Annotated in this window: 29 protein-coding genes and 1 riboswitch; of the genes, 21 read left to right on the forward strand and 8 right to left on the reverse strand. The window is 47.7% G+C overall.

The window, feature by feature from the left end:
• Positions 1–53: 53 nt before the first annotated feature.
• Positions 54–175: riboswitch (SAM riboswitch) on the reverse strand.
• A gap of 100 nt (positions 176–275) precedes the next feature.
• A complete protein-coding gene (locus NYE36_RS05600; protein ID WP_012117263.1) occupies positions 276–767 on the reverse strand; it encodes a YajQ family cyclic di-GMP-binding protein in 492 nt (163 codons plus the stop codon).
• 99 nt (positions 768–866) lie between these two features.
• Here NYE36_RS05600 and NYE36_RS05605 point away from each other — a divergent pair, with 99 nt between their 5' ends.
• The 4 genes from NYE36_RS05605 (at position 867) to NYE36_RS05620 (ending at position 5941) form a co-directional block, all read left to right on the forward strand.
• Positions 867–1763 carry a S1 RNA-binding domain-containing protein gene (locus NYE36_RS05605; protein ID WP_170936341.1) on the forward strand — a complete coding sequence of 299 codons (897 nt, stop codon included), beginning with the start codon at positions 867–869 and terminating at the stop codon, positions 1761–1763.
• A 171-nt stretch (positions 1764–1934) separates the two neighbouring features.
• Positions 1935–2912, forward strand: a complete 978-nt coding sequence (locus NYE36_RS05610; protein WP_265451286.1) for a BMP family ABC transporter substrate-binding protein — start codon at positions 1935–1937, stop codon at positions 2910–2912.
• Positions 2909–4558, forward strand: coding sequence for a methyl-accepting chemotaxis protein (locus tag NYE36_RS05615; protein WP_265451285.1), 1650 nt, complete (start codon positions 2909–2911; stop codon positions 4556–4558). Before NYE36_RS05610 ends, NYE36_RS05615 begins: the two co-directional genes overlap by 4 nt.
• 132 nt (positions 4559–4690) lie before the next feature.
• Complete coding sequence (locus NYE36_RS05620; RefSeq protein WP_040238286.1) at positions 4691–5941, forward strand: cytochrome P450; 1251 nt, start codon at positions 4691–4693, stop codon at positions 5939–5941.
• Positions 5942–5989: 48 nt separating this feature from the next.
• Here the strand turns inward: NYE36_RS05620 and NYE36_RS05625 are convergent, their stop codons facing one another.
• Together NYE36_RS05625 and NYE36_RS05630 are read right to left on the reverse strand one after the other, a co-directional pair.
• Complete coding sequence (locus NYE36_RS05625; protein ID WP_003155105.1) at positions 5990–6112, reverse strand: hypothetical protein; 123 nt, start codon at positions 6110–6112, stop codon at positions 5990–5992.
• A gap of 48 nt (positions 6113–6160) precedes the next feature.
• Entirely contained in the window at positions 6161–7012 is an 852-nt protein-coding gene (locus NYE36_RS05630; RefSeq protein WP_015417195.1) for a DegV family protein, read from the reverse strand.
• A 125-nt stretch (positions 7013–7137) separates the two neighbouring features.
• Between NYE36_RS05630 and NYE36_RS05635 the strand changes: the two genes are divergently transcribed.
• Complete coding sequence (locus NYE36_RS05635; protein ID WP_007610547.1) at positions 7138–7980, forward strand: YitT family protein; 843 nt, start codon at positions 7138–7140, stop codon at positions 7978–7980.
• A 14-nt stretch (positions 7981–7994) separates the two neighbouring features.
• Positions 7995–8456: a BsuPI-related putative proteinase inhibitor gene (locus NYE36_RS05640; RefSeq protein WP_152187246.1), complete on the forward strand. Its 462-nt coding sequence runs from the start codon at positions 7995–7997 to the stop codon at positions 8454–8456.
• Between the two features lie 36 nt (positions 8457–8492).
• On the opposite strand, the gene NYE36_RS05645 is transcribed toward NYE36_RS05640, so the two are convergent.
• The 3 genes from NYE36_RS05645 to NYE36_RS05655 form a co-directional block, all read right to left on the reverse strand.
• Positions 8493–8690, reverse strand: coding sequence for a DUF3813 domain-containing protein (locus tag NYE36_RS05645; protein WP_003155097.1), 198 nt, complete (start codon positions 8688–8690; stop codon positions 8493–8495).
• On the reverse strand, positions 8690–8839 hold the full coding sequence (locus NYE36_RS05650; protein WP_003155094.1) for a hypothetical protein: 150 nt from the start codon (positions 8837–8839) through the stop codon (positions 8690–8692). Before NYE36_RS05650 ends, NYE36_RS05645 begins: the two co-directional genes overlap by 1 nt.
• A gap of 85 nt (positions 8840–8924) precedes the next feature.
• Entirely contained in the window at positions 8925–9737 is an 813-nt protein-coding gene (locus NYE36_RS05655) for a Cof-type HAD-IIB family hydrolase (RefSeq protein ID WP_007409141.1), read from the reverse strand.
• A gap of 120 nt (positions 9738–9857) precedes the next feature.
• On the opposite strand from NYE36_RS05655, the gene NYE36_RS05660 reads away from it, so the two are divergent.
• Together NYE36_RS05660 and NYE36_RS05665 are read left to right on the forward strand one after the other, a co-directional pair.
• The gene (locus tag NYE36_RS05660) at positions 9858–10625 is read left to right on the forward strand and encodes a prolyl oligopeptidase family serine peptidase (RefSeq protein WP_007409140.1); all 768 of its coding nucleotides are present in this window, start codon (positions 9858–9860) and stop codon (positions 10623–10625) included.
• Positions 10626–10687: 62 nt separating this feature from the next.
• Positions 10688–10996, forward strand: coding sequence for a metal-sulfur cluster assembly factor (locus tag NYE36_RS05665; RefSeq protein ID WP_003155088.1), 309 nt, complete (start codon positions 10688–10690; stop codon positions 10994–10996).
• 179 nt (positions 10997–11175) lie between these two features.
• Here NYE36_RS05665 and fosB read toward each other — a convergent pair whose 3' ends face one another.
• Positions 11176–11571 (reverse strand): metallothiol transferase FosB, encoded by a 396-nt coding sequence (gene fosB, locus NYE36_RS05670; RefSeq protein ID WP_265451284.1) that lies wholly within the window; start codon positions 11569–11571, stop codon positions 11176–11178.
• Positions 11572–11895: 324 nt separating this feature from the next.
• On the opposite strand from fosB, the gene NYE36_RS05675 reads away from it, so the two are divergent.
• From NYE36_RS05675 to NYE36_RS05720, 10 genes are all read left to right on the forward strand, one after another.
• Entirely contained in the window at positions 11896–13332 is a 1437-nt protein-coding gene (locus tag NYE36_RS05675) for an FAD-binding oxidoreductase (RefSeq protein WP_265451283.1), read from the forward strand.
• Positions 13329–13871 (forward strand): MFS transporter, encoded by a 543-nt coding sequence (locus tag NYE36_RS05680; protein ID WP_144464046.1) that lies wholly within the window; start codon positions 13329–13331, stop codon positions 13869–13871. The genes NYE36_RS05675 and NYE36_RS05680 overlap by 4 nt, the downstream gene beginning before the upstream one ends.
• Positions 13872–14035: 164 nt before the next feature.
• Positions 14036–15073, forward strand: a complete 1038-nt coding sequence (gene argC, locus NYE36_RS05685; protein WP_144664077.1) for an N-acetyl-gamma-glutamyl-phosphate reductase — start codon at positions 14036–14038, stop codon at positions 15071–15073.
• 22 nt (positions 15074–15095) lie between these two features.
• Positions 15096–16313 (forward strand): bifunctional ornithine acetyltransferase/N-acetylglutamate synthase, encoded by a 1218-nt coding sequence (gene argJ / locus NYE36_RS05690; protein ID WP_007409135.1) that lies wholly within the window; start codon positions 15096–15098, stop codon positions 16311–16313.
• A gap of 14 nt (positions 16314–16327) precedes the next feature.
• A complete protein-coding gene (argB, locus tag NYE36_RS05695; RefSeq protein WP_251257077.1) occupies positions 16328–17104 on the forward strand; it encodes an acetylglutamate kinase in 777 nt (258 codons plus the stop codon).
• Positions 17101–18258: an acetylornithine transaminase gene (locus NYE36_RS05700; protein WP_007409133.1), complete on the forward strand. Its 1158-nt coding sequence runs from the start codon at positions 17101–17103 to the stop codon at positions 18256–18258. Before argB ends, NYE36_RS05700 begins: the two co-directional genes overlap by 4 nt.
• 69 nt (positions 18259–18327) lie before the next feature.
• The gene (locus NYE36_RS05705) at positions 18328–19386 is read left to right on the forward strand and encodes a carbamoyl phosphate synthase small subunit (protein ID WP_172868802.1); all 1059 of its coding nucleotides are present in this window, start codon (positions 18328–18330) and stop codon (positions 19384–19386) included.
• Positions 19379–22474, forward strand: a complete 3096-nt coding sequence (locus tag NYE36_RS05710) for a carbamoyl phosphate synthase large subunit (RefSeq protein WP_265451282.1) — start codon at positions 19379–19381, stop codon at positions 22472–22474. The genes NYE36_RS05705 and NYE36_RS05710 overlap by 8 nt, the downstream gene beginning before the upstream one ends.
• Positions 22462–23433, forward strand: coding sequence for an ornithine carbamoyltransferase (gene argF, locus NYE36_RS05715; protein WP_094032932.1), 972 nt, complete (start codon positions 22462–22464; stop codon positions 23431–23433). The genes NYE36_RS05710 and argF overlap by 13 nt, the downstream gene beginning before the upstream one ends.
• Before the next feature lie 75 nt (positions 23434–23508).
• A complete protein-coding gene (locus NYE36_RS05720; protein WP_003155070.1) occupies positions 23509–23688 on the forward strand; it encodes a YjzC family protein in 180 nt (59 codons plus the stop codon).
• Between the two features lie 36 nt (positions 23689–23724).
• Here NYE36_RS05720 and NYE36_RS05725 read toward each other — a convergent pair whose 3' ends face one another.
• Complete coding sequence (locus tag NYE36_RS05725; RefSeq protein ID WP_003155069.1) at positions 23725–23910, reverse strand: YjzD family protein; 186 nt, start codon at positions 23908–23910, stop codon at positions 23725–23727.
• A gap of 260 nt (positions 23911–24170) precedes the next feature.
• On the opposite strand from NYE36_RS05725, the gene NYE36_RS05730 reads away from it, so the two are divergent.
• From NYE36_RS05730 to NYE36_RS05740, 3 genes are all read left to right on the forward strand, one after another.
• Positions 24171–24905 carry a hypothetical protein gene (locus tag NYE36_RS05730; RefSeq protein ID WP_094032933.1) on the forward strand — a complete coding sequence of 245 codons (735 nt, stop codon included), beginning with the start codon at positions 24171–24173 and terminating at the stop codon, positions 24903–24905.
• An 82-nt stretch (positions 24906–24987) separates the two neighbouring features.
• Positions 24988–25554, forward strand: coding sequence for an NAD(P) binding enzyme (locus NYE36_RS05735; RefSeq protein ID WP_015417204.1), 567 nt, complete (start codon positions 24988–24990; stop codon positions 25552–25554).
• Positions 25555–25643: 89 nt separating this feature from the next.
• Positions 25644–26597 (forward strand): BMP family ABC transporter substrate-binding protein, encoded by a 954-nt coding sequence (locus NYE36_RS05740; RefSeq protein WP_007409125.1) that lies wholly within the window; start codon positions 25644–25646, stop codon positions 26595–26597.
• Position 26598 lies beyond the last annotated feature (1 nt).

Consider the following 26598-nt stretch of genomic DNA (forward strand, 5'->3'; position numbering starts at 1 on the left):
GAGAAATAAAAAAAGTCTTCTTAAGAAGAAGACTTTGTAATCATTTGTCTCTCTTCTTATCTTCCAAGCTGTTTTTAGCTTGCTGGATTTAGCACCTTGGTCATGGTTTGGGTAAACCACTACACCGGTTGCTGAAGCGTCGTCGGGCCAGTCCCTCGGCTTCTCTTGATAAGAACGTTCATGTAATTGTCATGGGTTTCCAAAACTTAACTGTGAAAATCCCTTTCTCCAAATTTACCGAAAATAGAGACAATAATCAATAGGAATCACATAATTTATCTAAAATTAATAAATTGAACGTCAATCGGCAGGTCTGCTCCGCGGACGGCTGCAATAATCTGCTGCAGATCATCTTTATTTTTTCCGGTGACGCGCACTTGGTCGTCCTGAATCTGCGACTTGACCTTCAAGCCGGAGTTTTTAATCACCGCGTTGATTTTTTTGGCGTTGTCTTTATCAATGCCCTGTACAAGCTTCGCGCGCTGGCGCACCGTGCCCCCCGATGCATTTTCGATTTTGCCGTATTCAATGTTTTTCGTCGGCACGTCCCGTTTGATCAGCTTGCCGCTCAGCACATCTTTGAGCTGATTCAGTTTAAACTCGTCATCAGAAATCAGGACAAGCTCTTCCTTTTCTAAAGTTACATCGCTTTTCGATCCTTTAAAGTCATAGCGCGTGCCGATTTCTTTCAGCGTCATCTGAATCGCATTCTGCACTTCGGGAAATTCAACTTTGGATACAATATCAAAAGAACTTTCTTTTGCCATGAGAAAACCTCCTATAACATTTCACTTATGAGTTGATTATAGTAGAATAAAGAGAAATGTCCAACAGCATAAAGCATGAATTTATGCATGTTGGAAAAAATGAGAAAAACATCAGCCTCATACGGGCGAATCAGGAAGGACGATAACATGAGACCAGGGCAGCAGCTCACGCTTAGTATAGATCACCAAACCGATTTCGGTTATTTTTTAACCGACGGCGAGGATACGGTTCTTTTACATAACAGTGAAATCACAGAGGATATCGAAGACAGAGATGAAGTGGACGTATTTATTTACGTCGATCATCAGGAAAGACTCGCGGCGACGATGAAAAAGCCGCTCATCAGCTTTTATGACTACGGATGGGTGGAAGTGACGGACGCTGTGGAGGATATGGGCGTATTCGTCGACGTCGGTCTGTCAAAAGACGCGCTCGTCGCAACGGAGCACCTGCCTCCGTACAAATCCGTCTGGCCGCAAAAAGGAGACAGACTGTATTGCATGCTGAAGGTGACAAGCCGCGGGCGCATGTTTGCCAAGCCGGCGCCCGAGGATATCATCAGTGAATTATTTACGGATGCAGAGGAAGACGTCATGAATAAAGACCTGACGGGTACGGTGTACAGACTGATTGCATCAGGCTCTTTTCTGATTACCGATGAAGGCATCCGCGCGTTTATTCACCCTTCAGAAAGAAAAGAAGAGCCGAGACTCGGCAGCCGCGTGACAGGGCGTGTCATCGAGGTGAAGGAAGACGGCTCCGTCAACATGTCCCTGCTGCCGAGAAAGCAGGATGCGCTTTCGGTTGACGCGGAAGAAATTCTGACCTATCTGAGATCAAGAAACGGCGCGATGCCTTACGGAGACAAAAGCCATCCTGACGATATCCGCGAACGGTTTCATTTAAGCAAAGCCGCCTTTAAGCGGGCGCTCGGGCATCTGATGAAAAACGGCAAGGTCTATCAGGAAGACGGCTGGACATACGAAAAACAATAAATTTTCTGCAAAAACATCGGTGAACCAAAACCGATGTTTTTTATTTTCTCAAAAGCTCCTATGACCCTCATTTGTTTAACACCATGCCGAACATACATATTTTATTGAAATAAAATATTCTGACATCCGAACCGATATATAACTATAGAAAAAAATAAAAGGAGAGTTTCAATGAGAAAAATGGCGATATTTGCGGCTGTACTGCTGATTGCGCTCAGCACGGCGGGATGTGCTGGCAGATCTGAGGAAACAGCGGCCGAAAAAACGAAAACAATCGGTATCATGCTGACAGACAACGGCCTCGGCGACCAATCATTTAATGATTCAGGCTTTCAAGGTTTGATGAAAGCAAGAGACGAGCTCGGCATCACATTTGACTATCGGGAAATAAAAGATACCGGTACATACGAAAAAGGACTGACCCAGCTTGTCCGGGAAGGCAATGATCTTGTGGTGGGGCTCGGTTACAGCATGCAGGCGGATTTAGAAAAGGTCGCCAAAAAATATCCGAAGCAGCGGTTTGTGCTGATTGATTCCGTATCAGACCTGGATAATGTCACCTCCGTCACGTTTAAAGAAGATGAAGGAAGCTGCTTAGCCGGAGCGCTGGCGGCTATGACGAGCAAAACCGGCACGATCGGATTTATCGGCGGTTCAGATGCCGACGTCATTAAACGGTTTAAGAAAGGCTATCTGAAAGGCGCGGAATCAGTCAAACCGAAAATCCGCGTGCTGTCGGACATCAGCGGTACGTTTGACGATGATAAGCTCGGGAAGCGCATCGCCCAAAACATGATCCGAAAAAAAGCCGATGTCCTGTTTACGGCGGCCGGCTTCACGGGTGTCGGCGCACTGAAAGAAGCGGAGGCGCAAAAAGTATACGCCATCGGTGTTGACAGCGATCAATATTACACCGCCGAGCACGCCGTTATCTCTTCTTTAGTGAAAAACGTCGACCATGTCATCTATGAATTGGCGAAAGATTTAAAAGACAACAAGGAGATCAAAAGCGGTGAGATCGTTTACGGACTGAAGGAAAACGGCATGGACTTAGCCAAGATCAGAGTTGTCAAAAACGCAGGCGGGCTGACGAAAAAGATCACGGATATGAAAAACAGTCTGATTGAAAAAGGAGGCGATCTGAAGTGACATTACGGACAAGGCTGCTCGTTAACGCAGCTGTTACGATGATTTGCTTCGCCGCCGTCATCGGCTTTACCATCGTAAACATGATGAAGATTCAGGCTTCAAATGAAGATGAAGTGGACGCGCTGTTAAACGTCCAGGAAGCAAAAGCTGACCTTAATACGTTAAAAGAAAGCATCACCGGCTATTCCAATACGCTCGCAGACGCCCAGAAAGAAGATGTGCGAAGCTATATGAAAAGCAGCTCGGACAAACTGGCGGCGCTCAAAAAAACGATGACGGACGGTGCAGACAAAGCCGCTTATGACAAACTCGCCAAAAAATACAAATCATGGCAGGCGGAGGCGGACGCTGCTCTTGATTCGAAAAGCCCGGCTGAAGCGACAAGGACGGCGGCCCGCATCAACGGTCTTCTGAATGATATTTATATGCTGAATCTGAAAAGCCGGGATCACTATGAAGACATGCAGAAGCAGACGGCTGACCAGATTCAGTTTATCGTTTACAGCGCAGCCGTGCTGACCATCGTGATACTTGCCGTCACCGTCATATCTTCCATCAGGCTGACGAAGAGAATTGCAGGGCCGATCCGCCGCATGGCTGAAAATGCCCGTCGTATTGCAGGAGGAAACCTTGCTGTTGAAATGCTTGATTATAAAGGGAAGGACGAACTGAAAGAGCTGAATGACTCATTCGGAATGATGGCTGAACAGCTCCGCACCTTAATTCAGGCGATCGGAGAGGTCGGCCGTGAAGTCGAGACTTTCGCGGAAGGTTTGACGAAGGAAAACCAGACGCTGAAGGACATGACCGAGCAGGTGTCCGTGTCGACGGAAGAAATGGCGAAAGGCTCCCAAACCATTTCAGAAGATCTGCAGCATGCGGTGCAATTCATTGAACAAATGGATGAACATTCAAAGGCGAACGCCGAACGTTCAAAACAAACGACGAGAAGCAGCGAAGAGACGATTGCGGCGGTGGCTGCGGGGCGCGGTGCTTTAGCCGAGACCAAGCAAGCCATTGATAAAAGCAATGAGACATCAAAAGAGATTTCCGAAGCCGCCGATCTCTTCATAGAGCATGCGGCAGGCATCAGTATGATGGCGCAGACCGTTTCTGACATTGCGGGCCAGACCAATCTGCTGTCATTAAACGCCGCAATCGAGGCGGCCAGAGCAGGCGAGGCCGGAAAAGGATTTGCCGTCGTTGCCGAGGAGATACGGAAGCTCGCAGACGGATCAGCCAAAGCGACCGCGCAGATTTTCGATATGGTAAAGCAAATTGAAGACGGCATCACGTCTATTACCGGAGCTGTCACGACCGGCGTCGCTTTAGCGGACAGACAGCAGGAGCTGATGGAGAAAACGTCAGAATCATTCGTCCATATTGAACAAAAAGCCGCCCATATTAAAGCGGAGCTTACTCAATTGGACGGACGGATCATCGAATCGAAACAGCTTGGTGAGCAAGTGCTGCATCATGCCGAAAGCATCAGCGCCGTCGTTCAGGAAACGGCTGCGGGAAGCGAAGAGATTTCTGCCTCCGCGCTTGAGCAGCTGTCTTCTTTTCATAAAATGGCGGAAAGCGTAAATAATCTGGTGAGCCTGACAGAGCGGTTAAACGATCAGGTCCGCCGGTTTACTTTGTAACGGGCTTATGCCCGCCCCCTGATTTTTGCAGCCTGACATGAGTAACTTCTGAATGAAACACAAATACTGAATATACTTGTGTTTATATTTATTCTTTTTCGTGAAAGGTGAAAAAAGATGGGAGGAATCGGGATGAATGAACAAATTCCGCATGATAAGGGTCTTGATAATAGTCTGGCTTTATTACGCGATGGTTATGTATTTGTGAAAAACCGAGCGGAGAATTATCGCTCGGATGTGTTTCGCGCCCGTTTATTAGGGAAGACATTCATTTGTATGAGCGGAGCGGAAGCCGCAAAGCTTTTTTATGACACAGAACGATTTCAGCGGGAGCATGCCCTCCCCAAACGGGTGCAGAAAACGTTATTCGGAACAGGGGCAATCCAGTCAATGGACGGTGAACGGCATAAGCACAGGAAGCTTCTATTTATGTCGCTGTTGACGCCGCCCCGGCAAAAACGGCTTGCGGAAGCGGTGGCAAAACAGTGGAAAGCATCTGCGGAAAAGTGGGAGGGTTCAAACCGAATTGTCCTTTTTGATGAAGCGAAGAAAGTGCTGTGCCGGGCTGCCTGTGAGTGGGCCGGCGTCCCGCTGAAAGACTCAGAAGTGAAAGAGCGGGCGGAGGATTTCACCGATATGGTAGACGCATTCGGCGCTGTCGGACCGCGTCATTGGAAAGGCAGAAGGGCGAGGCTGAAAACGGAGAAATGGATAGAGGAGGTCATTGAGGATGTGCGGTCCGGCAAGCTGCAAACACCGGAGGGCTCAGCCTTGTATGAAATGGCTTTTCATACAGAACTTGACGGGAACAGACTTGATTCTCACATGGCTGCTGTTGAGCTTATTAATGTTCTGCGCCCGATTGCCGCCATTTCTTACTTCATTACGTTTTCAGCTCTTGCATTGCATGATTACCCTGAATATCGGGGCAAACTGAGATCGAGAGATGATCAGGAGGCCGAAAGATTTGCACATGAAGTTCGGCGGTATTACCCGTTTGCCCCGTTTTTAGGAGCCGTTGTGAAAAAAGATTTCGTATGGAAGAACTGTGAGTTTAAAAAGGGTGCATCCGTCATGCTTGACCTATATGGGACAAACCATGATTCCCGGCTTTGGGAGAATCCCAATGAATTTCGCCCGGAACGTTTTCAGGGGCGGGAGGAAAATAAATTTGATTTCATTCCCCAGGGCGGAGGTGATCCGGCTAACGGCCACCGCTGTCCGGGTGAGGGAATGACCGTGGAAGTCATGAAAACTTCACTTGCGTTTCTTGCCAATGAAATAGAGTACGATGTTCCGTCCCAAGATTTGAGCTTCAGCCTGTCCAGAATGCCGGCATTGCCTGAAAGCGGATTCGTGATAAGTGATGTTAGACGCATATAGAACAAAAAACAGCCCTCTATCTTCATACACAAGAGGGCTGTTTTGCTTTTACAGATGGTCCGGTTTTTTGGAATTCTGGTTTTTTCCCGCCTGCCGGTTTTTTTCGGCAAGCCGGTTCTTTTTCTGATTTACGGCGTTATTGTCCAACGGTTTTTTGTCATCATCTTTCATGCGGCAAAGCCTCCCTTCTGTCCGTTAGGATGCCCGCCCGCATTGAAATTATGGCTTCAGGAAAAAAATCGCGAGCGTGCCCGGCCCGGAGTGCGCGCCGATCGCAGAGCCGATTGAATGAAGAATGATCTCTTTCGGATGGAACGCTTCTTCAATCATTTCCTTCATCCGAAGCGCCGTCTCCTCGTTATCTGCATAGCTGATCCCCACGGTTTGATCCGCCCAATCGCCGCCTTCTTCCTTCATCATGTCTATAATCCGTTTAAACAGTTTCTTTTGTCCGCGTAATTTTTCGAGCGGCACGAGCCTGCCGTCATCCACATGCAGAATCGGTTTAATGTTCAAAAGCCCCCCGACAAAAGCGGACGTTTTTGAAATTCTGCCGCCCCGCGCGAGATAAGCGACATCATCGACCGTAAATATATGTTTCATCCGTGCGCAAAAGCTCTTTACAGACGTTTCGATTTCTTGTATTGTATTCCCGTTAACACAGAGTGTTTGCGCGTGCATCACTGCGAGTCCGCAGCCCAATGAAGCGCATTTGGAATCTACAATCCGTAAATCAAAATCGGGAAATTCCTCTTTTACTTCATTGGCGATCATTACGGCCGTCTGATAGGTGCCGGAAAGACCTGAGGAAAAGGCGATGTATATCGCCGGTTCTCCCAGTTCCGCGTATTGTAAAAATACTTTTTTTATCGTATCCGGTGATGCCTGTGATGTTTTCGGAACTTTCCCGTCCCGCATCGCTTGAAATATATGATCCGCCTGAATGGTGACCGCGTCCTCATATTCGTTTCCGTCAAGTGTTACGTGCAGCGGAATGAACCCGATCCGATTTTCTTCAATATAAGATTTCGGCAGATCAGAGGCGCTGTCAGCAATAAGGTGAACTGTCATCATAATTCCCTTCTTTCCGAATGGTGAGAGTGATGCCAACTATATCATATAAATGTGGCAAAATAGTGTTCAAAACTTTATTTTAAGGGAAAAGCTAATAATGAAAATGAGCGGAGGAGCAAGCCATGGTACTAGAACAAGCAAAAAAATTAGCAATCGTCGTCATCGGCGCGTTTCTGTATGCGGCGGGACTGAATTTATTCCTGATACCGGCGAATGTATATGCCAGCGGTTTTACCGGTGTCGCCCAGCTGCTGTCAAGCGTCGTTGATCAATACGCCCCCTTTTATATTTCGACAGGAGTTCTCATGTTCCTCTTAAATATTCCCATCGGTGTGTTAGGGTGGCTGAAAGTCGGCAGATCATTCACCGTATACAGCATATTAAGCGTAGCGATGACGTCCGTCTTTATGGGAATTCTCCCTGAAATGAGACTGTCACACGATATTCTTCTGAATACCGTATTCGGAGGAGTCATCTCAGCTATCGGCATCGGTTTAACGCTGAAATTCGGCGCTTCGACAGGCGGCCTTGATATCGTGTCGATGGTGCTGGCCAAATGGAAGGATAAGCCGGTCGGCACATATTTCTTCATTTTGAACGGGATTATCATTTTGACGGCAGGATTATTGCAAGGATGGGAGAAAGCATTATATACCCTTGTCGCTCTGTATGTCACAACAAGGGTGATTGACGCCATTCACACCCGCCACATGAAACTGACCGCCATGATCGTTACAAAAAAAGCCGATGAAATCAAAGAAGCGATTTACGGGAAAATGGTCCGCGGCATTACGACGGTGCCGGCAAAAGGCGCTTACACAAACGAACAGAAAGAAATGATGATCATCGTCATCACGCGGTACGAATTGTATGACCTTGAGAAAATCGTGAAAGAAGTCGACCCGAAAGCCTTCACAAACATCGTGCAAACGACGGGGATCTTTGGTTTCTTCAGAAAAGACTGATAGGAGCGGATAGAATGAAGTGGCTGTTTGGCCTGTTATTACCGGTCATTTTACTGATCGGATGCAGCAGTCAATCCGGGCAGAAGGAGCCCGCTGAGGAGGTATCCGGAGAGATGAATGAACAGCAAGCGGAATTAGCCGTAAACCCTGTGCAGACGGATCAGCAGATCGAATTTCAAATGTCTTTAAAAAATAAGAGCGGCAGCCCGATCGATTTCACATTCAGCTCAGGGCAGAAATTCGAATTGACCGTACATGACCAACATCACAAAGAACTGTACCGCTATTCAAAAGACAAAATGTTTACTCAGGCGTTTCAGACCGTGACCTTAATGCCGAATGAAACGTATGACTTTTCAGATGTGTGGAAGAACGTGCCCGGTCCGGGAACATACACGGTGACGGTGACGTTTTTAGGGAAGCCCGATCAGATCGGAAAAAGACTGAAAACGGTAAAAACATTTGAAGTGAAATAAAAAAGCGGCGCCCTCGTCTAAACGGGGCGCCTTTTTTTATTGCAATTTCTCCAGCTGATCCTGAAATTGGTGCAGCTGCTGACGTTCTGCATCCGTCGAATTGGCGTACGCGGAAGACACGGCGTTTTTGGCGCGTGAGACAGCTTTTTCCTGATCGCCGTCCTCGAAACCGTTAGCAATCATGACGGCCTGCTGGACAAATGACTTGGCTTGAGAAAACAGTTCGTTTCTCATTAAAAGTCAACCTGCCTTTCAGCCGAATCTTTTGCTGCGTCATGCTGTGCTTCCTCTAATGTAGACCGATATGGAAATCTTGCATCATGAAGACTGACAGAGTCCTTGCCTTGCTGAATAAACCGTTTTGATTTGTTTCGTTTACCCATTGCAATGTCCCCCTTCCATATTTAGACGAGATGAGTCGTCTGTTTTAGTATGGGCGGAAGGCTTTGTGTTATGAGCGGCAAAACCTCACAGGGAGAAATAGGATTTTAAAAATTCGGCGATTCCGTCCGCTTCATTTGATCCCGTGACGCGGTCGGCGGCCTGTTTGACTTCATCCGTGCCGTTTCCCATCGCTACGCCGCACCCGGCAAACCGGAGCATTTCAAGATCGTTGTCTTCGTCGCCGAACGCGATGATCCGTTCTCTCGGCACTTGGTAATAGTCGCTGATTTTCTTCAGGCCGACCGCTTTATTCATCCCGTGTTTAATGATTTCAATCACATGCCACGGAGCCGCCCATCTTCTGTGGTCAATGACCTCGGCGTGCACATCGGATAAATGCGCGCGTATATCCGCGACGTCCTCTTCCTTTGCATGAATCAATACGGACGTTACATCCTCCTTGACCGTTTCACGCAGATCGCCGAATGTGACATTCGCCGTATTCATATGAAACGCCTCAATTAAATGCTCATCATGATAATGGAAGTACACATCATCAATGACCTCAGCGAGCACATTATGTATTTGATAGGTCTCTGTAAGTTCGGCAAGCTGTCTGACCACATCGACCGATAAAGACGTGTGGTAGCGTCCCCATGATTCGTCTTTCGGGTGGTGGACAAACGCCCCGTTAAAATTGACAATCGGCGTTGTCAGCCCAAGCTCGTCATAATACATCGAACTGGAACGGAACGGGCGCCCGGTTGAGATGCAGACATGATGGCCCGCTTCTTTCAGCTTCTGAATCGTCCGTGCCGTTTCAGGGGAAATGGTTTTATCGTCTTTTAATAAAGTTCCATCCAGATCTAAGGCGATGAGATAAGGTTTTGTCTCCATAAATAACTCCTTTTGTCATATAATTTGCTGTTTTTCACTTATGTACAGTGTAGCTTTTTACCATCTTTATTGTCTACATGTTACACTTATGATTATGGTTATCCTAAGGAGGGAGTCAACGTGATTCTTATTGATCATCAAACCGTATCAGGCATTCCGTTTTTACATATTGTAAAAGAAGAAAATCGGGACCGTCCCGCTCCCCTTGTTTTCTTTATTCACGGTTTTACAAGCGCGAAGGAGCATAATCTTCATTTCGCTTACCTGCTTGCTGAAAAGGGCTTCAGGGCGGTGCTGCCGGAAGCTCTTTACCACGGTGAACGCGCTGAACAGCTGTCAGCAGAAGAGCTCGCCGTCCATTTTTGGGACATTGTATTAAATGAAATCGAGGAGCTTGACGTGCTGAAAAAGGATTTTGAAGCGCGCGGTCTGATTGAAGACGGGCGGATCGGTCTTGCGGGTACGTCAATGGGCGGAATTACGACATTCGGCGCGATGGCCGCGTATGATTGGGTCAAAGCCGGCGTCAGCCTGATGGGAAGCCCGAACTATACAGCGTTTTTTCAGCAGCAGATTGACCACATTCAAAAGCAGGACATCGACATTGACGTCACAAAAGAACAGGTCGATGAACTGTTTGCGCGGCTCAAACCGTTCGATCTCAGTCTGGAACCGGAAAAACTCCGCAGCCGCCCGCTGCTGTTCTGGCACGGCGTTCAAGACAAAGTCGTTCCGTATGCACCGACCCGCGGCTTTTATGAAACGATTAAACCTCATTACAGCAGCCGGCCTGATCATCTTCAGTTTCTGAAAGACGAACGGGCTGATCATAAAGTCCCGAGATACGCCGTTTTAGAAACCGTCGCCTGGTTCGATAAGCATTTATAAAGCACAAAGGTGTTAACAAAACCCGCTTTTACGTTATACTGAGGAAAAAGGAGTGATGGAACGTGGAAGAAGCATTAAAAGAAAACATCATGGGCGCCTTGGAGCAGGTTGTTGACCCTGAGCTCGGCGTCGATATCGTCAATCTCGGCCTTGTATACGACGTTGATATGGATGACGACGGCCTGACGCATGTTACGATGACACTGACATCAATGGGGTGCCCGCTCGCTCCGATCATCGTCGACGAGGTGAAAAAAGCGCTCGCCGACATTCCGGATGTAAAAGAGACGGAGGTCCACATCGTCTGGAATCCGCCTTGGACAAGAGACAAAATGTCACGCTACGCAAAAATCGCATTAGGGATTCAGTAATAAGAAAATGCACCTCGGATTTTAGGTACATCCTAAAGTTTGGAGGTGCTTTTCTTTTGTCTGCATTTACAAGGAAAAAATCAACGCGGATAAGCGACAGTGAGGGTTTGTTTTGGATCGCAAACAAACCTTTAAATATAAAATTTCATATGAGATTTATCTTTTTTGTAATAGGACAGTCAGTCTTGGAGTGTACCTGTGTGGAATTCAAATTTATGTCCATCGGGATCAGTAAAATAAATTGACTTATGATCTTGCTTATCCCTAGGACGCCCATTTAATATATTTACATTTAGATTTTTTAACCTTTGATGTATTGCATCAAAATCTTTTGGGTCAATTGTAAAGGCCATATGCGTATAAGATTTATGTATTTCATTTCTTGGTATATCCGCCTCTAAGTTAAGTGCAAGCCAAAGCCCGTTCAGATCAAAATATGCTGTTTTTTGCCCTTTAACCAGGAGTTGTGCATGAAATACTTTTTCATAAAATACTATGGATTTTTCCAAATTTGAAACAGAAAAAAGAAGATGATTGATTCCTTTTATGTTTATTTTTCCCACCTCGTTTAACATGTTTGTTTTAAACAATCCCTTTGGTAATACATCTGCATATATATCGATTATATACTGACTAAAAAATCATTTTAAGGATTTCTGTGGATTTTTATGCCCGGTGTTTTCCGGCTGACCGTTTCGAGCTGTACTAAACATGATTCTTCTGTCGGGCGCCGTTCTGTCTGCTTTGCCGCTAGAGACCGGCGTGCGGAAAGAAGGGCAAGTCACTAAAAAAACCCGAGTTTCCCACCATTCGGGGTTTTTTGCGGTATCGGGTTAAAAAGGAAAAAAACGGACGTGAGGCATGATATAATAGACCGGCTGCATGCGAGGGAGGAATCCATGAAGAAAAAATTACTTCTCATTATCCTTAGCATACTTGTTTATACGGCGCTGTTCGCTGTTTCCGCTTTTCACAAAGAGCCGGAGCGGCAGGCAGGGACAATGACGGATGTCAGCCGTCTCATGCCCGTGAAAATTAAGCAGACGGTCAAAGGAAAAGAGAAAGAAACATTGGTCGAAACGATTAAGGAAGCAAAGAGAAAGCATTTGAAGATCTCAATCGCAGGCGCCCAACACTCAATGGGCGGCCAGACGTATTATGAAGACGGTATCGTTCTCGACATGACGGGCTACAACAAAATACTCGGTCTCGACCGAAAGAAAAAAATCATCAGGGTGCAGGCGGGAGCGACGTGGAATGATATTCAGCGCTATGTCAATCCGTACGGGCTCGCGGTAAAAGTTATGCAGTCGCAAAACATTTTTACGATCGGCGGCTCACTGAGCGCCAACGCCCACGGCCGGGATATCCGGTACGGTTCGCTGATTGATACGGTCAAATCGTTTCATCTTTTAAAGGCGGACGGCAAAGTCATCACCGTTACTCCGAAAGATGACCTGTTTTCAGCCGTCATCGGCGGCTACGGCCTGTTCGGCGTCATCCTTGACGCGGATATTGAGCTGACGGATGATGAGCTTTATGAAATGAAAACGAAACGCATGAACGCTGATACATACAGTCAATATTTTACGCAGCATGTTCGGCGCAACCCCGCCGTGCGCATGCATCTCGCGCGGATCGCAACAGGGGATAAAGGCTTTTTGCACGATATGTATGTGACTGATTACACACTCTCAGACAATCAGAAAGAATTAAAGCGGCACAATGAACTGAAAGAAGATGAGCATCCGGCGCTGACGAAATTCGCGCTCGGCCTCTCCCGCCGGTATGACTGGGGAAGAAATTGGTTCTGGTCAACCCAGCAGTCTTATTTTCTCAGCCAAAACGGCGTGAAAGTCTCCAGGAACAATGTCATGCGGTCAGAATCGAAATTTTTGGAATATGAAAGCACGGACAACACCGACGTGCTACAAGAATACTTCGTGCCCGTCGGCGAATTTGCGCCGTACATTCATGATTTACGCAAGACGCTGTCACATGAAGATCTCAATCTCGTAAATATTACGATCCGCTACGTGCAAAAAAATGAAAAAGCCGATCTGTCATACGCAAAGGAAGACATGTTTTCACTCGTTCTTTTAATCAATGAAGGGTTTTCAACAGACAGCCAGGCGAGTGCTGCGCGGATTGTCAGAAAAATGACGGATACGGCATTGCGCCACCGCGGCAGTTATTATCTCCCGTATATGCTGTATCAAACGAAAGAGCAGATGCGCGAGGCATATCCGAAAAGCGATATGTTCTTTCAGAAAAAACACAAATATGATCCGGATGACTTGTTTATGAATTATTTTTATCAGAGGTACAAATCATGAAACACAACCATTTAAAATGGCTGATCCTGTCTCAGAGCAGTGTCTTTTTTGCCGGCAGCCTGATCTTTCCGTTTTATATTTTATTTATTAAAAACATCGGTTCCAGCTACACGCAATTCGGTCTCTCATACGGCTTGTTCGGCCTGAGCGGCGCATTGATTCATCCGCTGCTCGGCCGGCTGTCGGCAAGACTGGATTCCCGCTGGTTCCTTATGGCAAATTCGTGGGGGATGGCGGTGCTTCTTCTGACGCTCCCGCACATTACCAGCGTGCACCAGGTTTATGTTGTGCAGGTGCTTCTGGGCCTGTTCGGCGCGATGCAAAAACACGGCGAGAAAATCATGATCGCCGATTACACCGACGGCGGGGAGCGGGGGAAAAAAGTCGGCAGCTATCATTTCTGGACGGCTGTATTTTCAGCTGCCGCCATTATTCTCGGCGGGTTTCTCGCTGATTTCTTTACGGTTTATATTATTTTTTACGCCAGCTCCGTGCTGTTTTTTATAAGCGGGCTGATGATGCTGAAAAAAACAGGCTGATCCGATCAGCCTGTTTTTCTTATGCCCCCCTCGATCGAGAGGGGGTTTTTTGTCAGCGAAAACAGATGGAAAATGAATGAAAAAATATTAAATATACAATTGAATTAATTTTTATTCATGTTATAATGTTAAATAATTTCACAAAAACCAAGAAGGTGAACCCGTTGAAAATAGGTATTATAGGCGCGACTGGTTATGGAGGCGCCGAACTTGTCAGGATTCTTAACCATCACCCTTATGCAGGATATTGTATATTATATTCATCGAGCGACGAAGGAAAAGAATATGCCGCTTCATATCCGCATTTGAGGAGTATAGCGTCACAATCACTTCGGCCGCTTCATATAGAAACGATCCGAAACGAAATTGATGTCATGTTCATAGCCGCGCCGCCCGGCGTTTCCGGAGAGTGGTCGCCCAAGCTGGCGGAGGCGGGCATCCCGGTCATTGATCTATCCGGTGATCTGCGGATTCAAAACCCGGCCGTGTATGAAAAGTGGTATAAGCGGAAGGCCGCTCCGAAAGGAACGATTCAAAGCGCGGTTTACGGTTTAGCTGAACTGCAAAAAGAAGAGATTCAGACTGCAAAGCTGATTGCCAATCCGGGATGTTTTCCGACGGCTGTGCTGCTCGGGCTCGCCCCGCTGGCGAAGAATAAGCTTTTACAAGATTCATTTCTGATTGTTGATGCGAAAACGGGCGTATCCGGCGCCGGCCGAAAAGCATCCATGGGCACTCATTATTCTGAGCTGAATGATAATTTCAAAATTTATAAGGTTAATGAGCATCAGCATACTCCGGAAATTGAACAGCAATTAGCGGCTTGGCAGCCCGGCACAGGCCCGATCACGTTTTCCGCTCATTTGGCGCCGATGACAAGGGGCATTATGGCGACGATGTATACGGAGGCTCCCCCGGGTATGTCTGCTGCACAGGTAAGAGAATTGTATTCCGAATTCTACAAAGATTCATATTTTGTCAGAATCAGGCCGGAAGGTGAATTTCCGGCGACGAAAGAGGTATACGGCAGCAATTTTTGTGATATCAGTGTCACCGTGGATGAAAGAACAAACCGTGCCACCATCGTTTCTGTCATAGATAATCTGATGAAAGGCGCCGCAGGGCAGGCGGTTCAAAATTTAAATATCATGAATGGCTGGCAGGAAGAAACGGGACTTACGATGACGCCAGTCTATCCATAGAACGAAAGAGGGATTCAAAAATATGATTCAGCTGAGTGAGGAAATCACGAAAATAAAAGGCGGCGTATCCTCGCCGAAAGGGTTTGAGGCAAAGGGCGTGCATTGCGGTCTGCGCTATTCAAAAAAAGATCTCGGAGCGATTATCAGCGAAGCGCCTGCAGTCAGTGCAGCGGTATATACGCAGAGCCATTTTCAGGCAGCGCCGCTGAAAGTGACGCAAGCCAGCCTGAAAAAAGAGGGTGTGCTTCAGGCGGTTATCGTCAACAGCGCGATTGCCAACGCCTGTACGGGAGACCAAGGATTAAAGGACGCCTATGAAATGCGGGACGGCTTCGCGAGCCAGCTCGGCATTGAGCCGGAGCTTGTTGCGGTTTCGTCAACCGGGGTGATCGGCGAGCTTTTAGACATGAAAAAAATTCAAGCGGGCATTGAACAGCTCGGTCAAGCGCCGTCCGTGTCCGGAGCATTTGAAGAAGCCATTTTGACGACGGATACAGTGACGAAACAGACGTGTTATGAACTGGTGATCGGCGGAGACATCATCACGATCGGCGGAGCGGCGAAAGGCTCCGGCATGATCCACCCCAACATGGCGACAATGCTCGGCTTTGTCACAACGGACGCGGCCGTGGAAGAACAGGCGCTCAAAAACGCGCTCAGAGAGATTACGGATGTTTCATTTAACCAAATCACCGTTGACGGAGAAACATCGACGAATGACATGGTGCTTGTGATGGCAAACGGCTGCGCGGGGAATGATTGCCTGACGGAGCAGCACCCTGACTGGCCGGCTTTTAAAAAGGGATTAAAGCTTGTATGCGAAGACCTTGCCAAAGATATAGCCAGAGACGGTGAAGGAGCGACGAAATTAATTGAAGCCAGAGTCGAAGGCGCGAAAAATAACCTTGAGGCGAATATTATCGCCAAAAAAATCGTCGGCTCAAGCCTTGTGAAGACCGCCGTTTACGGCACAGACGCCAACTGGGGGCGCATCATCGGCGCAATCGGGCACAGTGCGGCAAGCGTAACAGCCGAACAAGTGGAAGTTTTCCTCGGCGGCCAGTGTCTGTTTAAACACAACGAACCTCAGCCGTTTTCGGAAACTGATGCCAAGGAGTACTTATCAGGTGATGAAATTACGATTGCAGTCCGCCTGCAGGAAGGCTCCGGCAGCGGCCGGGCATGGGGCTGTGACTTAACCTATGATTATATTAAAATCAATGCGAGCTATCGCACATAACAAAGGGGAGCGGCATGAAGAAAACGATCGTTTTTAAGTGCGGCGGAAGCGTAATCCGCGAGTTATCCGCCGATTTTTTTCAAAATGTAAAAGAGCTTATGCAATCCGGCTGGAACATTGCCGTCGTCCATGGAGGCGGGCCGGACATTTCAAGAATGCTGAAAACATTGCAGATTGAAACGGAATTTGTCGATGGACAGCGGAAAACGACCAAACCGGTGCTGGAAACAGCGGAAATGGTCTTGTCAGGGACGATCAATAAATTTTTCGTAACCGAACTCGCGAAAAACGGGCTGAAAGCCGCGGGAATATCAGGAAAGGACGGCGGTCTCCTTCAAGCATCCTATCTTAATCAAGACAAATACGGAGAAGTCGGCGAAATACAAAAAACCGATCCGTCAATCATTCACGCATTAATGAAAGAAGGCATCATTCCCGTTATCGCTCCGCTTTCCATGACAAGTGATTTCGAAACGCTGAACGTCAACGCAGACGCCGCGGCATCGGCCGTCGCTTCAGCCTTACACGCCGACAAACTTTTATTTGTCACGGATGTCGAAGGAATTATGGACGGAGAGAGCAGGCTGGATACTTTGACGCCGCAAGAGACTCACGCCCTCATAGATGAAGGCGTGATTTCAGGAGGGATGATTCCGAAGGTAAACTCGGCATTATCGGCACTGAGTGAAGATGTCGAGGAAGTGATGATCGTAAACGGAAAAGGAGCGTTTTTTACCGATCAAGCCTTCCAAGGAACAAAAATTGTCAAAGAAAAGGAGAGCGTGTCATGAGCAGTCTATTTCAAACCTACAGCCGCTGGCCCATCGATATCAAAAAAGCGAAAGGGACAATTGCAGAGGATGAAAACGGAAAAACGTATCTCGATTTTATTCAGGGCATCGCCGTTTCCAATCTCGGCCATTGTCATGATGAGGTCACAGAAGCGGTGAAAGAACAGCTTGACAGCGTATGGCACGTTTCCAATCTGTTTGAAAATGATCTTCAGGAAAAAGCCGCGGCAAAGCTTGCCGAACATAGCGCGGGGGATCTCGTTTTCTTCTGCAACAGCGGGGCCGAAGCGAATGAAGGCGCCATTAAGCTTGCCCGTAAAGCAACGGGAAAGACAAAAATCGTAACGTTCCATCAATCCTTTCACGGACGGACCTATGCGGGGATGGCCGCCACCGGACAAGACAAAATCAAGACCGGTTTCGGACCGATGCTTCAAGGCTTTCACTATCTTCCGTTCAATGATCCGTCGGCATTCAGCACGCTTTCAAAAGAGGATGATATCGCCGCCGTCATGCTTGAGACGGTGCAGGGAGAAGGGGGAGTCAATCCCGCCGATCCGGAATTCATCGAAGCCTTACAGACATTTTGCAAAGACAAACAGGCGCTGCTTATCGCAGACGAGATTCAAACCGGAATCGGCCGGACGGGCAAGGCATTCGGCTATGAGCATTTCGGCATCTCTCCGGACATCATCACTGCTGCGAAAGGGCTTGGAAACGGTTTTCCCGTCGGAGCCGTGATCGGCAAAAAGAAGCTTGGCGACGCCTTTACGCCGGGTACGCATGGTACGACTTTCGGCGGCAATAAGCTTGCCATGGCAGCTGTGAAAGCAACCTTGGACATTGTGTTTCAGCCGGACTTTCTCCAGGCGGCGGCAGACAAAGGATCATTTTTAAAAGCGCAGCTGAACCGTGAACTGACAGGGCCTTTTGTAAAAGAAATCCGCGGAAAAGGGTTATTAATCGGCATTGAATGCGCAGGTCCCGTGTCCGGCATCATCGGAGATCTGCAGGAACGCGGGCTTCTCGTGCTTCCGGCCGGACCGAATGTCATCAGGCTGCTCCCGCCGCTTACGGTTTCTGAAGAAGAAATGCTGTCGGCCGTCAGTATGCTTAAGGCAGCGATCGAAGCGCATTCGGCAGTGAAACGGTAATTTTTTTTCGATATAAAAGTATAAAAATTCATATTTTTAATTAATTATTCATCAAGAGGTGGGCTTTAGATGAAAGGCTATTTAGTATTGGAAGACGGAACATCATTCGGCGGTGAACTTGAAAAAGAAGCCCGCTGTGTTGGCGAAGCGGTTTTTTTCACCGGAATGACGGGTTATCAGGAAGTGCTTACAGACCCGTCATATAAGGGTCAGATCGTCGTCTTTACGTATCCGCTGATCGGAAACTACGGAATTAATGAAAAAGACCTTGAAAGTAAGATTCCTCAAGTCAAGGCTGTTGCCGTCTATGAAGCGTGTGAACATTTTTCTCACCATGAAGCAGTCTCAAGCTTGAGAGAGTATTTAAATAAATGGAACATCCCGCTCTTAACCGAAGTGGACACACGGGCCGTCGTCAAAACCATCCGCTCCGGCGGCACGATGAACGCTGCCGTGTCAACAACAGGAGAAATTCCCACAGCATCCGGAACAGAAAACCCGGCGGAGCTGGCGCAGTCTGAAGACATCACGTCAATGGGGAACGGAGACCGGCATATTGCGCTCATTGATTTCGGTTATAAAAAATCAATCGCCTCGTCACTGGTAAAGCGCGGCTGTAAAGTAACGGTCATTCCGTATCAGCAGATGAACGCTGTTTATGACATTCAGCCTGACGGAATCGTGCTCTCAAACGGCCCGGGCGACCCGAAAGCGATTGCGCCGTACATGAACCGGATTACATCTTTACTCAGTGATTTCCCCGCACTCGGCATTTGCCTCGGGCATCAGCTGATTGCCTTGGCTTTCGGAGGAAATACGTATAAGCTGCCGTTCGGCCACAGGGGTGCCAACCATCCCGTCATTGACCGGAAAACGAAACGGGTGTTTATGACAAGCCAGAACCACAGCTATGTCGTCGATGAAGCATCAATTGACGAAAACGAGCTGTCCATCAGATTTCATCATGTCAATGATACATCAGTGGAAGGGCTCATTCATAAGCGCCTTCCCGTATTAAGCGTCCAGTTCCACCCTGAAGCTCATCCCGGACCGGCTGAGAGCGAGTGGATATTTGATGAATTTCTAGAGAAAGTGATACCAGCAAGGAGAGAAATCGCTCATGCCTAAAGATACAACCATTTCCAGCATATTAGTCATCGGCTCCGGCCCGATCATCATCGGCCAGGCGGCAGAATTTGATTATTCAGGAACGCAGGGCTGCATGGCTCTGAAAGAAGAAGGATACCGCGTTATTCTAGTCAATAACAACCCGGCAACGATTATGACGGATGAGGCGTTTGCCGATGAAATATATTTTGAACCGCTCACAACCGACAGCATCGAGGCCATTATTGAAAAAGAGAAACCGGACGGTCTGCTTGCCAATTTGGGCGGTCAGACGGCATTGAATTTAGCCGTTAAGCTTGAAGAAGCAGGCGTGCTGAAGAAGCATCACGTCAAGCTCTTAGGAACATCGGTGGAAACCATTCAAAAAGGCGAAGACCGGGAGCAGTTCCGCGCCCTGATGAAAGAGCTCGACCAGCCCGTTCCGGAAAGCGAAATCGTCGACAACGAAGAAGACGCCCTCCGCTTCGCTGAGTCTATCGGATTTCCGGTTATTCTGAGACCGGCGTACACGTTAGGCGGAAAGGGAGGCGGAATCGCGAAAACGAAAGAAGCGTTTCAGACGCTTATTAAACAGGCGCTGTTAGCAAGCCCGATCAGCCAATGCCTCGTCGAAAAAAGCATCGCCGGATTTAAAGAAATCGAATATGAGGTCATGCGTGACAGCAATCATACATGCATCACCGTCTGCAATATGGAAAACATCGATCCCGTCGGCGTGCATACAGGAGACTCCATCGTCGTCGCACCATCCCAGACGTTAACGGATGAAGAATATCAGATGCTGCGTTCAGCAAGCCTGGCGATTATTTCGGCGCTGGATGTGGTCGGCGGCTGCAACATTCAATTTGCGCTGGATCCGTTCAGCAAACAGTACTATGTCATTGAAGTGAACCCGCGTGTCAGCCGTTCATCGGCCCTCGCGTCAAAAGCGACCGGCTACCCGATTGCCAAAATGGCGGCGAAACTTGCCGTCGGCTATACGCTCGACGAACTGAAAAATCCGCTGACGGGCTCTACTTATGCAAGCTTTGAACCGGCGCTTGATTATGTCATTGTCAAATTCCCGCGCTGGCCGTTTGATAAATTTAAACATGCCGACCGCACGCTCGGAACGAAGATGAAAGCGACGGGAGAGGTCATGGCGATCGAAAGAAATATGGAAGCGGCCATTCAAAAAGCGGCGGCCTCCCTTGAGCTGAAAACGATCGGCACCCGCCTGCCTGAACTCGGCGGCTGTACGATCAATCAGCTGTGGGAATTAGCGGTAACGCCGGATGACCGGAGATTTTTCGTCGTCATGGAACTGTTAAGCCGCGGTGAAACGATAGAAGACATCCATGCCAAAACGAAAATTGACCCGTTTTTTCTCCATGTATTCCGAAATATCATCACATTGGAAAACAAGCTGATGGAAGAAGGGGATCATCTGTCAATGCCGCTTTTAAAGCAGGCGAAGGTAAAAGGCTTCACGGATGTCATGATCGCATCTCTCACGGGAAAAACGGAAGAAGACATCCGTGCTCTCAGAAAGAAATCAGGCATCGTCCCGTCGTTTAAAATCGTAGATACATGCGCCGCTGAATTTGATGCCAAGACGAATTATTTCTACTCCACCTACCTCGGGGAAAGCGACGGAGATATCAGCCGAAAAGAGAAAAAACGCGCCCTCATCATCGGCTCAGGCCCGATCCGCATCGGTCAGGGAGTGGAATTTGATTACAGTGCCGTCCACGGCGTTCTGACCCTGCAAAAGCTGGGGTATGAAACGATTATGATCAATAACAATCCGGAAACAGTAAGCACGGATTATGAAATCGCTGACCGGCTTTATTTTGAACCGCTGACGACAGAACATATTTTGAACGTGGCGGAACATGAAAACATTGATTTTGCCATCGTCCAGTTTGGGGGGCAGACCGCGATCAATGCCGCTGAACCGCTGGAAAAAGCGGGCATTCCGCTGCTCGGAACATCCTTTGAAACCCTTGATGCGCTGGAGGATCGGGATCTGTTTTATCAGCTGCTTGATGACCTTGACCTGAAACATGCCAAAGGCGAAACCGCTTATTCAAAAGAAGAAGCAACGGAAAAAGCAAGCCGAATCGGCTACCCCGTGCTGATCCGTCCGTCTTATGTCATCGGGGGGATGGGCATGATCATCGTTGATTCAGAAGCGCAAATGTCAGAACTGCTGGAAAATGAAGCGGGCATGCCGTATCCGATTTTGATCGATCAGTACATTACAGGAAAAGAATTGGAGATCGATCTGATTTCCGACGGACATGAAGTATTCGTGCCGACTTACACAGAGCACATTGAACGCGCCGGCGTCCATTCGGGCGACAGTTTTGCGATTCTTCCGGGTCCGTCTGTCACACCTGATATGCAGCGGAATATAAGAGAGGCCGCCGAAAAAATCGCGGTAAAACTGGCTTTTAAAGGCATCATGAACATTCAGTTTGTCATTGATGACAAAGGGGATATTCTCGTTCTTGAAGTGAATCCGCGGGCAAGCCGCACGGTTCCTGTCGTGTCTAAGGTGATGGGGGTGCCGATGATCCCGCTTGCCGCCAGATTGCTGGCCGGCGCTTCCCTTAAAGACATCAAGCCCGAGGTTCAAAATCAGCACGGAACGGCAGTGAAATTCCCGGTTTTTTCTTCGCACGCCATTCAGGATGTGGACGTAAAGCCCGGGCCGGAAATGAAGTCGACCGGAGAAGGCATGTGTGTCGCGTTTGACGCAGAAAGCGCCCTGAAAAAAATCTACGCGCACGTCTGGGAGAAAAAAGGCAGCATCTATCTGGAAGGCTGTGATGCGGAATTGGAACGTCAGGCTCAAGAGGCGGGATTTACGGTATGCAAAGATGCGTTCCCGGCATGGGCAGAGCGAAAGGATAAAGCGGTCCATATCAATTTCAATCACTCTGAAGAAGCGCGTAAACAACGGATTGAAGCCATGACGCACGGTGTGACGGTCTTTACTGAACCGGAAACCGTAAAGGCATTTTTAGCAAGCGGCTCCGGCAAACCTCAGCCTGTATCGCTCAAAGATCTTTATCAAAAGGAAGTGGCATCATGCACACAATAAAAGCGGAACACACATTAACCCATTTGTACGGCAAAGATTTTCTTTCCTTAAAAGATATCAGCCCGTCAGACATCAATGCGCTTCTGACAGAAGCTTCATTATTAAAACAACATCCGATACAGCCGATTTTCCAAGGGAAAACATTGGCGATGATTTTTGAAAAATCTTCAACCCGCACACGTGTGTCTTTTGAAGCGGGAATGGCCCAGCTCGGGGGAACGGGACTATTTCTTTCAAGCAGCGACCTGCAGCTTGGGCGGGGGGAGACAGTCGCGGATACGGCGAAGGTGCTGTCCGGCTTCGTTGATGCCATTATGATCCGCACCTTTGAGCATGAAAAAGTCGAAGAGCTTGCCGAGCATGCAGACATTCCCGTCATAAACGGGCTGACCGACCGGTATCACCCGTGTCAGGCACTCGCGGATCTGTTAACGATACAAGAAATAAAAGGAAAATTAAAAGGAGTAAAAGCCGCCTATATCGGTGACGGAAATAATGTAGCGCATTCACTAATGATCGGCTGCGCAAAAATGGGCTGTGACATTGCGATTGCTTCGCCGAAAGGCTATGAAGTAGAGGAAGAGGCGGTAAATGCCGCAAAAGAAGCGGCGGCTGTTTCCGGAGCGAAAATCACCCTTACCGAAAATCCGCAGGAAGCGGTGCGGGATGCAGACGTGATTTACTCCGACGTCTTCACGAGCATGGGGCAGGAGGAAGAGACGCAGCAGCGGCTGAATGTGTTTGCCCCGTATCAAGTCAACGCCTCACTCGTCAGTCTCGCCAAACCCGACTATACATTTTTGCATTGCCTGCCCGCGCATCGGGAAGAAGAGGTCACGTCCGAGATTATCGACGGTCCGAACTCTGCGGTATTTCAGCAGGCGGAAAACCGGCTTCACGCGCAAAAAGCGCTCCTGAAAGCTCTTCTTTACAAACAGGATGAACAAAAAAACCGCTGAATCTCATTCAGCGGTTTTTGATATTTCTCCGCATACAAGCGCATACTACATAAAAAAGAAAGAGGAGGAAATGACGTGGGACAGCAGCATCAATTCCGCCCGGGACAAAAAGCGCCGAATAACGGTGTGTACGTTGAAATCGGCGAAACGGGAAGCATGGTCAAAAACCCGCAAAAAATCAAGCTTACGGTTGGAGAAATGTTCCCTGAAACTTCAAACCACAACAGATTGTGGACGTATCAACGAAAACCGTGAACACAAAAAAACCTGCTGAATAGCAGGTTTTTTTATTTAATGCTGGTTTGCATCCTGTTTGACAGGCATGATCTCCGCAAGAACAAAGACTAGCACCGCAATAACCACGGCAATAACGGATGATTGCTTGAAATTGTACGCCGCGCTGTTCATGGAGGCGACCAGATAACAGGCCATATGTGTTAAAAGGAACGTCCAAATAAAACCGATAATAAACCGCACGTTTCCACCTCGTCCTTCATTTTATTCTACGTTGTATCATACCATACATAAAGCGCGGGCGGAAGGTCATTTTCTCATCAAAAAGCGCGCCTGAAACTGACATGTGCCCGCCTGTCCGGCCGTCTGATGGAAAATTCGGTTCCTGTGCTTGGGATAATAGCCAAAACATAGCAGCAAATAGGAGTTTATCCGATCCGTTTTCATTCTTCTTACATATGATAGCCAATAGAGAGATTAGGAGTAAAAGGAGGCGGGCAGGCATGGGGATTACGGAAAGATTTTTCCAATTCGGATCTGAGCTGAACGTCATCCATCTGCCGTATCGGCCGAATGGCTTCTGTATCTTTATTCTGGGGGACAGAACCCACTTTGTCAGCCGGGACTCAAGCTTTTGGCTCGAACATGAAGGGAGAAACCAGCTGTTACATGTGCTGCTTGACAGAGGGTACACCATTATTAACAGCAATTTATACGGGCGGCATTGGGGTTCGGAAAAAGCCGTCCTTTACGCCAGACAGCTGATGCATTATGTGCTGAAACAAGAAACCCTCAATCCGAAAATACACTTGCTCGCAGAAGGCATGGGTGCCCTTATCGCCGATCAATTGCTGCAGTCTTCAGCGGAGCATATCCGTTCAGCCGCAATGTTAGATCCTTGTCTTGACCTTCAAGCCCATTTTGAATCAGAGAAAGAAAATAAGTTCTTTTATAAGCAGTTTCTGAGGGAAACGGCACAGAGCTTCGGTGTTTCTGAAAAAGAGGCAAGCTCACTGAGCTATCAGACCATTACCGGCTGCCGCACCCGGGCGCCGGTACATATATGGCAAAGAACGACCGGAGCGCTGTACCCGTACACCCTGCATGCGAACGCGTATAAAGAAGCCCGGGAAAAGACCGGAAGCAAGACTGATATCACGTATCACCTGCTTGAGAACCCTGCGCGTATTTACAGAGCCATCTGCCGGTTTTTCCGCAGTCATGAAAAAGACCTGTAATGAATAGAATACAACAGCCATCTCTTTTCAGAGGGCTGTTTGGCTTGTGTGTGAATGAAAAACCGGAAAGGCGGCAGATGTGATGAAAACAGCGCTGATCATTGGAGCAGATGAATTTCTCGGCCTTTCATTGTGCGAACGGTTGATGGATGAGGGTGTGCACGTTGATGTCATTTTGGCAGAACCGGAGGACAAAACGAGGCAGCTGTATTTAGAAGAACGTTTAATGTGGCTCGCGAGAAACGGGCTTTTTCAAATAATAGATGAAATCGGTGAAAAGGAATACGATCGTATCTGCGTTCAATACGGGAGCGGGTGTCTGCCTGAAGAAAGGGCTGAGCCTTTATATTGGATTGTTTACAGTGAGGATCACGGAGACTGGGAGAAAAACGCTCAGCGGGATACAGCCAAAGCGATTATCCTTCCTCCCCTTTACGGTCCGTGGACGGAAGAAAAAGAAGATGGCGAAAGCAGGATCTTTTTAGAAGACGCGGTCTGCGGGCTGATGAATCAGCTTGAAGCTGACGGCACAGAAGACGAAAATCAGATTATTACCCTGGAAATAAAAGAAAAAACGCAAAAAACGGAAGCGGAAGAAAAAATTAAAGAATGGAAAAGACAATTTTCATCAATATTCGACATTTTTTAAGAAATACCTTCCATGTTATGTGCATTACCGCTACAATAAACGTATATCAATTATACATGTTATGAGTTTGAAAAGGGGTTGAACATGGCTTGATCACCAGGCTTGTCATGATCTTTTCTGTCCTCCTTTTATTGAGCGGATGCGCACAAACTCCGTTTAAAGGAAAAATTGAGAAGGTCGGAATGCTTTTTCCCGATACCATCAGTGACTTGGTATGGGGCACAAAAGGTTACAAAGGTTTATTAGCGATACAATCTGAATTTAACGTTGACGTTTATTATAAAGAAAATATCAGATCCGATGAAGATATTTTAAAAGCGATAGATGATTTTCATAAAAAAGGAGTCAATCTTTTATACGGGCACGGAAATGAATACGAGGAAATCTTCAATATGATCAGCAAGGATTATCCCGACATGGAATTCGTCGTCGCAAACGGAACGGCGAAAAGCGATAATGTCACAAGCGTTCATCTTATGGGAGAAGCAATGGGTTTTTTCGGGGGAATGACAGCCGCCCATATGTCAAAAACCAATGAGGTCGGCGTCATCGCCTCCTTTTTGTGGCAGCCTGAAGTAGACGGCTTTATCAAAGGGGCGAAATATGAAAAACCCGATATCACCGTCAATACTGAATTTACGGACCACTGGGATAACGGCAATGAAGCGCTGCATCTTTACGAGAAGTTAAAAGCGGAAGGCACGGATGTTGTATATCCGGCCGGAGACGGGTATAATGTTCCTGTCATTCAGCAAATCAAAAAAGACGGGCTTTACGCCATCGGCTATGTCGCCGAACAATCGAATCTCGGCAAAAACACGGTGCTGACAAGCACGGTGCAAAACGTAGATAAAGCCTATACATTAATTGCCGAGCAATATAATAAAGGTACGCTCAAGAGCGGAGATCACAACTTTGATTTCAGGGAAGGAGTCGTTGAAATGGGGACGTTCAGCCCTCTGGTGGACAAAGCATTTCAAGACAAAATCTCAGACCTTGTAAAAACGTATAACCGAACAAATGAACTGCCGTCAAATGAATAGA

The sequence above is a fragment of the Bacillus sp. FSL R5-0593 genome (genome assembly GCF_038603755.1).
GTDB lineage: Bacteria > Bacillota > Bacilli > Bacillales > Bacillaceae > Bacillus > Bacillus velezensis.